The following is a 6,946-nucleotide window of genomic DNA, read 5'->3' as shown; positions in this document are numbered from 1 at the left end:
TAATATTTTTTCCATGCACTGTTCTGCAAATGTTGGCCTTGAAGGCGATGTTGCATTATTCTTTGGCTTATCCGGAACAGGAAAAACCACCTTATCAGCGGATCCAAATCGTCGATTAATTGGTGATGATGAGCACGGCTGGTCATCTACTGGTGTCTTTAATATCGAGGGAGGCTGCTATGCAAAATGTATTAATCTTTCTCGTGAAAAAGAGCCACAAATTTTTGATGCGATCCGCTTTGGAACGGTATTAGAAAATGTTACTTTGAATCAGGAATCCAGAATACCTGATTATGATGATGGCACATTAACAGAAAATACACGTGCCGCTTATCCGATTCATGCAATTGATAATATTGTTCAGCCAAGTATTGCCGGTCATCCAAACACAATCATTTTCTTGACTGCTGACGCTTTTGGTGTATTGCCTCCTATTTCAAAACTAACTAAGGAACAAGCAATGTATCATTTTTTAAGTGGTTATACTTCAAAACTAGCCGGAACAGAGCGTGGAATAACCTCACCACAAGCTACCTTCTCTACCTGCTTTGGTGCACCATTCTTGCCGCTGCCTGCAACTCGATATGCAGAAATGTTAGGTGAAAAGATTCTTGAGCACAATGCGAATGTATTTCTTGTGAATACAGGCTGGACCGGCGGTGAATATGGAGTCGGTAATCGGATGAAACTTTCCTATACCCGTGCTATGATCCAGGCGGCGCTTGAAGGGGAACTAAATCATGTAGAAACAACCAAAGATAAAATTTTCGGCTTAAATATTCCTCTTCATATTGCTGGAGTACCAGATGAAGTCCTTCAACCTAGTAAAACATGGTCTGATCCGTTTGCTTATGAGAAGAAGGCAGAAGAATTAGCAACACAGTTCCGAGAAAACTTCAAAAAATTCACGAACGTCTCAGTAGAAATAGAACAAAAAGGCGGACCAATTGCGTAAGCGAAAAGCCCCCTCTATATTCTAAAAGCCCATATCATTTCGATATGGGCTTTCTTACTTCGACCGTTTCTGATTTATTTAATATAGTAAACCGATATTTACCGCTTTTTTTCAGGTCGAAATCTCCCTTATAAATGGAAATCTTTTTTCCATCAGTGGTGGTGTAATCAGTCTTATCTTTAAAGGTAAAGGTTGATACATCTGCATTTTCCAAGTCATATATCTCTAATTCAATTTCAGGTGGAAGGTTTTCCCCCTCTACCTCCATAGCAGTATCTTCATAGAAACCTGCGTATAAAACTTCTTGGGAAATCATTAGAGTGGAATCACCTATCGTGATATAAGGCTCCATTACATAAATTGAAAATTCACCGACCTTTTTATTGCCGGCCATAAATTCAAGGTTATATTCACCAGAAAAAGTAAATGGTTTAAAACTTGTCATGGCATGACCATCCGCCCCATACATCCCCCCTGATATTACGGTTGTTGCAAGATGTTCTTTTACTCCTGTTTTCACATGGGTTGCCGTTATGTTAAAGGTTTATTGGCAAAATCCTTATCATAGTCTCCCCATAAATAGACCGCTATTTTAGAAACACTCCTTTGGTCCTTCGCGATCCACTCAAGTGGAGCTAGCAGGCTAACTTTGTTCGGTATACCAAAATTGCTATCAGGATAATATGGGGTGCCACTCTTATCCATTAAAGCAAAAAACTCGCCCTTTTTTACAACTTCTGTCTTTACAGACCCCGAATTGCTTAAATCGTCACCTTGGCTTGTGAAATAAAGGATTGGAGCAATTATAACCAACAAAAACACAGCCGCTATTGCTGCTAGTCTTTGAAAATTAAATCGCCTGCTTTGTTTCTGAGAGCCTGCCTCACTAATAGCTTTAAGCAAAGTGGTTCTCTGCTTTGTTGTTAACTCATGCTTTGGAAAATCGGCCATTATATCCAGTAATTCTTTATCCTTTAATTGACTCAAAATACTCCCCCTCCTTTAAGCGCTCATTTAGTTTTCTCACTGCCCGAAAAAAAGTAACATTCACTTTATTCTCCGTCCAGCCAAGGACTTGACCTGCTTCTTGGGATGAAAGTTCTGCAATACCTCTTAATAAAATCACATCACGATAATTGGGCTTTAACTCATTAATAGCTTCATACAAATAAGCATATTCCATTTTCCTAACAATTTTTTCCCCTGTATCTTGTTCATGAAGCTTAGGGGATTCATAATCTAAAATCTGTTTAAGTCTGTTCCAAACAGATTTCTTTCGGTAAAAGTCTATCTCAGTATTTCTTGCAATTGATATCAGCCATGTTTTCGGGCTTGAATCATTTTTGAATTGACTTAAGGCTCTTAATGCCCGTAAAAAGGTCTCTTGAACCAAATCCTCAACATCCACCGAACCTGTATAATAAACTAGATAATTGGTAACATCCTGCTCATATTGAATAAACCATTTCTCTATTTGATGGCCGCGTTCCAATCCAATCCCTCTTCCCAAAAACCTTAATCCTAATAAATCTACTAATAAGACGTATGTATCGAAAGTTTATTACACATTAATAATATTTTTTTTCAAAAGGCTGTGTTAAACTAGTCAGTTGATTTCCGCTCCAGGCACTTCGCTTTCCGCGGGCGNNCTCCCGCAGGAGTCTTCGTGCCTGGAACGAAGGTCAACAGGGTTCCAAAATCAACATAACCTTTAACACAGCCTTTCAAAAAGAAAAAGCAGGGTGCAAAACCCCTGCTTAGTTTGTTGAATTTAATGAAATTAATTGATAAGTGATGGTCGTGCTGTTATTCTGCAGCTCGACTTTTTTAATGACTGCTGTACCACTTGAATCACTATCTATTGTTTTTCTTACATCAATCGGAATTTCGATGGGATAAAGCCTGTACCCTTCTTTTTCTAATGTAAAGACATTTTCCTCTACTCGTTTCTCTCTTCCTTTTGTCACGATCATCGTATTTAACTCAAGAGGCATACCCATATCTTAAATCCGCTCCTCTGCTTGTTTTTATCTATATATTATCATCTTTTACGCTGACTTTTCATCCACTTTGATAAATCCGAAACGACTTTTCTATTTATTTCTGGTGGGAAGTAATGTGTATACTCCCTAAAATACCAACAATCGACTGGCTTTTCTAATTCTCTCAGCCTTCTTTCTAGGCGATAGGCGTGCTCCACTGAGACATTACCGTCGTTTACACCATGGATAATTAGGACTGGAGCTGTCAGTTTCTCTAAGGTATATAGAGGGGTTCTATCATGATAACGTTCTGGATATTTTTGTGGTGTCCCGCCAATCACTCGTTTCATCATTCTTCGTAAATCCTTCCGTTCCATATAGGTAAGGGACATATCACTAACTCCTCCCCAAGTGACTACAGACGCTGTCTCAGGGAACTTGATACCAGTCAAAAGCGCCATCACTCCACCACGCGAGAACCCAAAAATATGTATATCCAGAACCCTCGGCAAAGATTTTAACAGCCAAAAGGCCGCAAATGCATCTTCCCGGTCGTCTCCGGCAAAATCCTCATTGCCCTCACCGCCTTGATTGCCACGATAATAAGGCGCGAAAACTATGAAACCCTCAGCGGCAAACTGGGCAATCCTTGCTGGTCGAACTTTGCCTACATTTTTGATGCCACCGCGTAAATAAAGGAAACCATCATACTCACCTTTTCCAATAGGTTCCGCCAACATTCCTTTGACTCTCAATCCATTGGAAAGGTAGGTGATGACCTTTAATTCAACTGTTGGATTTGGAGAAGGAAACCGCATCATCTCAACGATTTCCCCTTCATGGTTATGGTTCATCTACACATCTTTCCTCTTTTTGTAAAATTTATAACACATAGGCATTCACACATTTTTTTCCACTTCATACGATATCTTAGGTTATTAGCCCAGATTCATTAAAATATAAGGAGGCTTGTTTCATGAAAAAATCATTAAAATTCAGTTTCTCCTTGCTTCTCATCACTATACTTATGTTTTCACTAGCCGCTTGTAATAGCACCACAAAAAATGAAACGAAGAAGCTTGAAAAAGTTCGTATCGCTGAAGTTACTAGGTCCATATTCTATGCTCCGCAGTATGTTGCTCTAGCAAAAGGATTTTTCAAGGCAGAAGGCTTAGATGTGACGCTGACAACAACACCAGGCGGCGACAAAACCATGACTACATTAATTTCCGGAGGAGCTGACGTTGCTCTTGTTGGATCGGAAACCTCGATTTATGTTTACGCGCAAGGCGCAAATGATCCGGTCATTAATTTTGCCCAATTAACTCAGACAGATGGTACATTCCTCGTTTCTAGAGAAAAAATAGATAATTTCTCTTGGGATCTCTTAAAAGGAAAAACCTTCTTAGGACAACGTAAAGGCGGCATGCCTCAAATGGTTGGCGAGTTTGTTTTAAAGAAGCATGGCATAGATCCACATAATGATTTGAACTTAATCCAAAACATCGATTTTGCCAATATTGCCAATGCTTTTGCCTCTGGAACGGGCGAATTTGTGCAATTATTTGAACCAACTGCGAGTATTTTCGAAAAAGAAGGCAAAGGTCATATTGTTGCATCCTTCGGGAAAGAATCTGGGCATGTTCCATATACCACTTTTATGTCCAAGGAAAGCTATATGAATGAAAATAAAGAAACCATCGAAAAGTTTACTAGGGCTATTTACAAAGCACAACAGTGGGTAGAATCCCATAGTGCCGAAGAAATTGCCAAAGCGGTCGAATCATTTTTCCCAGACACAGACTTAGCCATTATGACCACCGTTGTGGATCGCTATAAAAGTCAAGGTTCCTTTGCCACAGATCCAATCCTCGACCAGGCCGAATGGGATAATCTTCAGAACATCATGAATGAAGCGGGAGAACTTCCAAAAGAAGTAGATCATAAAACAATTGTAAACACAAAGGTAGCTGAAAAGATTATTAACGAATAAAGGAAAGGGAGGCCGTTTCCATGAGTTTTTTGTCCGTTCAAAATATTCATCACACCTATTTTACTAAAGCCTCTGCTGCCACGGCCCTCTCCGATATTTCATTAACCGTTGAGGAGGGAGAGTTTGTCTCCCTTCTCGGCCCTAGCGGCTGTGGTAAGACGACTCTGCTTTCCATTATCTCTAGTTTGCTTAAACCAACACAAGGTACTGTTTTGTTAGAGAATAAGCCTGTAACTACCGCCAAAAACCAAATCGGTTATATGCTCCAGCAAGATTATTTGTTTCCATGGAAAACGATTGAAGAGAATATCCTGTTAGGTCTGAAATTATCGAAACAGTTGAATGACAAAACAAGAACGATGGCCCTTAACCTCTTAGAGCAAATCGGATTAAGCGGTGTGGAAAAACAACTGCCTAGACAGTTATCTGGTGGGATGAGGCAGCGGGTAGCGCTTGTCCGAACCCTCGCAACAGAACCAAAACTGCTAATGCTTGATGAGCCCTTTTCAGCTCTCGATTATCAAACGAAATTGAAACTTGAAGACCTAGTCTCACGAACATTAGATGACTTTGGCAAAACCGCCATTCTCGTGACACATGATATTGGTGAAGCAATTGCTATGAGTGACCGTGTCTATTTGCTTTCACCAAGTCCAGGCAGGATTTATAAAATATTTACAATGCCCGATGAACTAAGAAAAATCTCCCCGTTTGAAGCAAGAAATCATGAAGCATTTTCAAACATCTTTCAAACCATATGGAAGGAGTTGGAGTCTCTTGAGCGAGAAAAAGAATAAGCTAGAACTCCTCCATAGAAACTATATTCAATCGTTAAAGGTGGAAAAAAGATGGGTTAGATTTTATCAAGCAATTATTTTTGTCGTCTTTTTTTCTAGTTGGGAATTTTCTAGTCAAAAACAGTGGATTGACCCGCTTCTTTTTAGTTCTCCGTCGAAAATTTGGAACCTGCTTCTGGAAAAGATTAACGATGGAACATTAGTCAACCATATTGGGGTGACCTTAACAGAAACTGTCCTAGGATTTATTCTTGGCACACTTCTTGGTACGATATTAGCGGCTATTCTTTGGTGGTCACCAATGATTTCAAGGGTGCTGGATCCTTATCTAGTCATCTTAAATGCCATGCCCAAAGTCGCATTAGGACCGATTTTAATTGTAGCACTTGGGCCAGGATATCCGTCAATAATTGCCATGGGTGCGATTATCTCGATTATCATTACCACGATCGTTGTTTATACCTCATTCAAAGAGGTAGATCCGAATTATCTAAAGGTACTCCAAACATTTGGAGCCACCCGTTTGCAATGCTTCAAGGAAGCGATTCTCCCTGCTAGTTTTCCTACGATTATATCTACCTTAAAGGTAAATGTCGGCTTATCATGGGTCGGTGTTATTGTTGGGGAATTCCTTGTGTCCTCGAGAGGGCTGGGCTACATGATCATTTATGGCTTCCAAGTATTTAATTTCACCCTCGTTTTCTTATCACTCTTGATTATTGCCGTATTTGCCACTATTATGTACCAACTCGTAGAATTACTCGAGAAAAAACTTATCAAGGAATAGCAGCCTCTCTGCTATTCCATTTCACTTTTTAACTTTTGTATGAGTTTCACACATTGCTCTACAACCTGATCTTTCATTATAAAGCTGTATGTATCTCCAAATCGCTGCGATAAAATATCACCATGAACTAGCACGGGACCATTGGTTTCGTAGTAACCAGACGTTTTCTCTATCCTTTTAACTTTCCCCCAAAAGACGATTTTTACAAATGACCTGTTAGGTTCAGAAATTTTGTACTCAGCCAAGAATCGTAGTTCAGCTAATATTGCACCTGTTTCTTCAAATACTTCTCGTCTTGCTGCCTCTTCGAGTGACTCCCCAGATTCACTTTTTCCTCCTGGAAATTCAAGTCCCCTTTTTTTATGGTTCGTCAAAAGCCACTCATCCCCCTGTTGGCAAATGACTAACACATGTTTTGCTTTCTCTTGAAAA

Annotated in this window: 10 protein-coding genes; 4 read left to right on the top strand and 6 right to left on the bottom strand. The window is 39.8% G+C overall.

Translation table 11 applies throughout. The features are described from left to right. Positions 1-955: phosphoenolpyruvate carboxykinase (ATP) (locus V7659_RS10915; RefSeq protein WP_335540054.1), on the top strand; the 955-nt coding region annotated here is incomplete at its 5' end. Between the two features lie 34 nt (positions 956-989). Here the strand turns inward: V7659_RS10915 and V7659_RS10910 are convergent. From V7659_RS10910 to V7659_RS10890, 5 genes are all read right to left on the bottom strand, one after another. Further along, on the bottom strand, positions 990-1,475 hold the full coding sequence (locus V7659_RS10910; protein ID WP_335540053.1) for a hypothetical protein: 486 nt from the start codon (positions 1,473-1,475) through the stop codon (positions 990-992). An 11-nt stretch (positions 1,476-1,486) separates the two neighbouring features. Then, entirely contained in the window at positions 1,487-1,942 is a 456-nt protein-coding gene (locus tag V7659_RS10905) for a hypothetical protein (protein WP_335540052.1), read from the bottom strand. Further along, the gene (locus V7659_RS10900) at positions 1,923-2,447 is read right to left on the bottom strand and encodes an RNA polymerase sigma factor (protein ID WP_335540051.1); all 525 of its coding nucleotides are present in this window, start codon (positions 2,445-2,447) and stop codon (positions 1,923-1,925) included. The genes V7659_RS10905 and V7659_RS10900 overlap by 20 nt, the downstream gene beginning before the upstream one ends. A gap of 265 nt (positions 2,448-2,712) precedes the next feature. Then, entirely contained in the window at positions 2,713-2,955 is a 243-nt protein-coding gene (locus tag V7659_RS10895) for a DUF2584 domain-containing protein (RefSeq protein ID WP_283875529.1), read from the bottom strand. A 41-nt stretch (positions 2,956-2,996) separates the two neighbouring features. Then, positions 2,997-3,791: an alpha/beta hydrolase family protein gene (locus V7659_RS10890; protein ID WP_335540050.1), complete on the bottom strand. Its 795-nt coding sequence runs from the start codon at positions 3,789-3,791 to the stop codon at positions 2,997-2,999. A gap of 122 nt (positions 3,792-3,913) precedes the next feature. Between V7659_RS10890 and V7659_RS10885 the strand changes: the two genes are divergently transcribed. Genes V7659_RS10885 through V7659_RS10875 form a run of 3 tightly spaced genes read left to right on the top strand, consistent with a single transcriptional unit; the run spans position 3,914 to position 6,514 of the window. Further along, on the top strand, positions 3,914-4,930 hold the full coding sequence (locus tag V7659_RS10885; protein ID WP_335540049.1) for an ABC transporter substrate-binding protein: 1,017 nt from the start codon (positions 3,914-3,916) through the stop codon (positions 4,928-4,930). Positions 4,931-4,950: 20 nt separating this feature from the next. After that, on the top strand, positions 4,951-5,727 hold the full coding sequence (locus V7659_RS10880) for an ABC transporter ATP-binding protein (RefSeq protein WP_335540048.1): 777 nt from the start codon (positions 4,951-4,953) through the stop codon (positions 5,725-5,727). Then, positions 5,708-6,514, top strand: coding sequence for an ABC transporter permease (locus V7659_RS10875; RefSeq protein ID WP_335540047.1), 807 nt, complete (start codon positions 5,708-5,710; stop codon positions 6,512-6,514). The genes V7659_RS10880 and V7659_RS10875 overlap by 20 nt, the downstream gene beginning before the upstream one ends. Positions 6,515-6,525: 11 nt before the next feature. On the opposite strand, the gene ytkD is transcribed toward V7659_RS10875, so the two are convergent. After that, positions 6,526-6,946, bottom strand: a 421-nt coding sequence (gene ytkD / locus V7659_RS10870) for an RNA deprotection pyrophosphohydrolase (RefSeq protein ID WP_335540046.1), incomplete at its 5' end; no start/stop codon positions are given.

It is taken from the genome of Neobacillus drentensis (assembly GCF_036966985.1).
Classification (GTDB): Bacteria; Bacillota; Bacilli; order Bacillales; family Cytobacillaceae; genus Neobacillus; species Neobacillus drentensis_E.
This window is presented reverse-complemented; position numbering and strand designations above follow the sequence as displayed.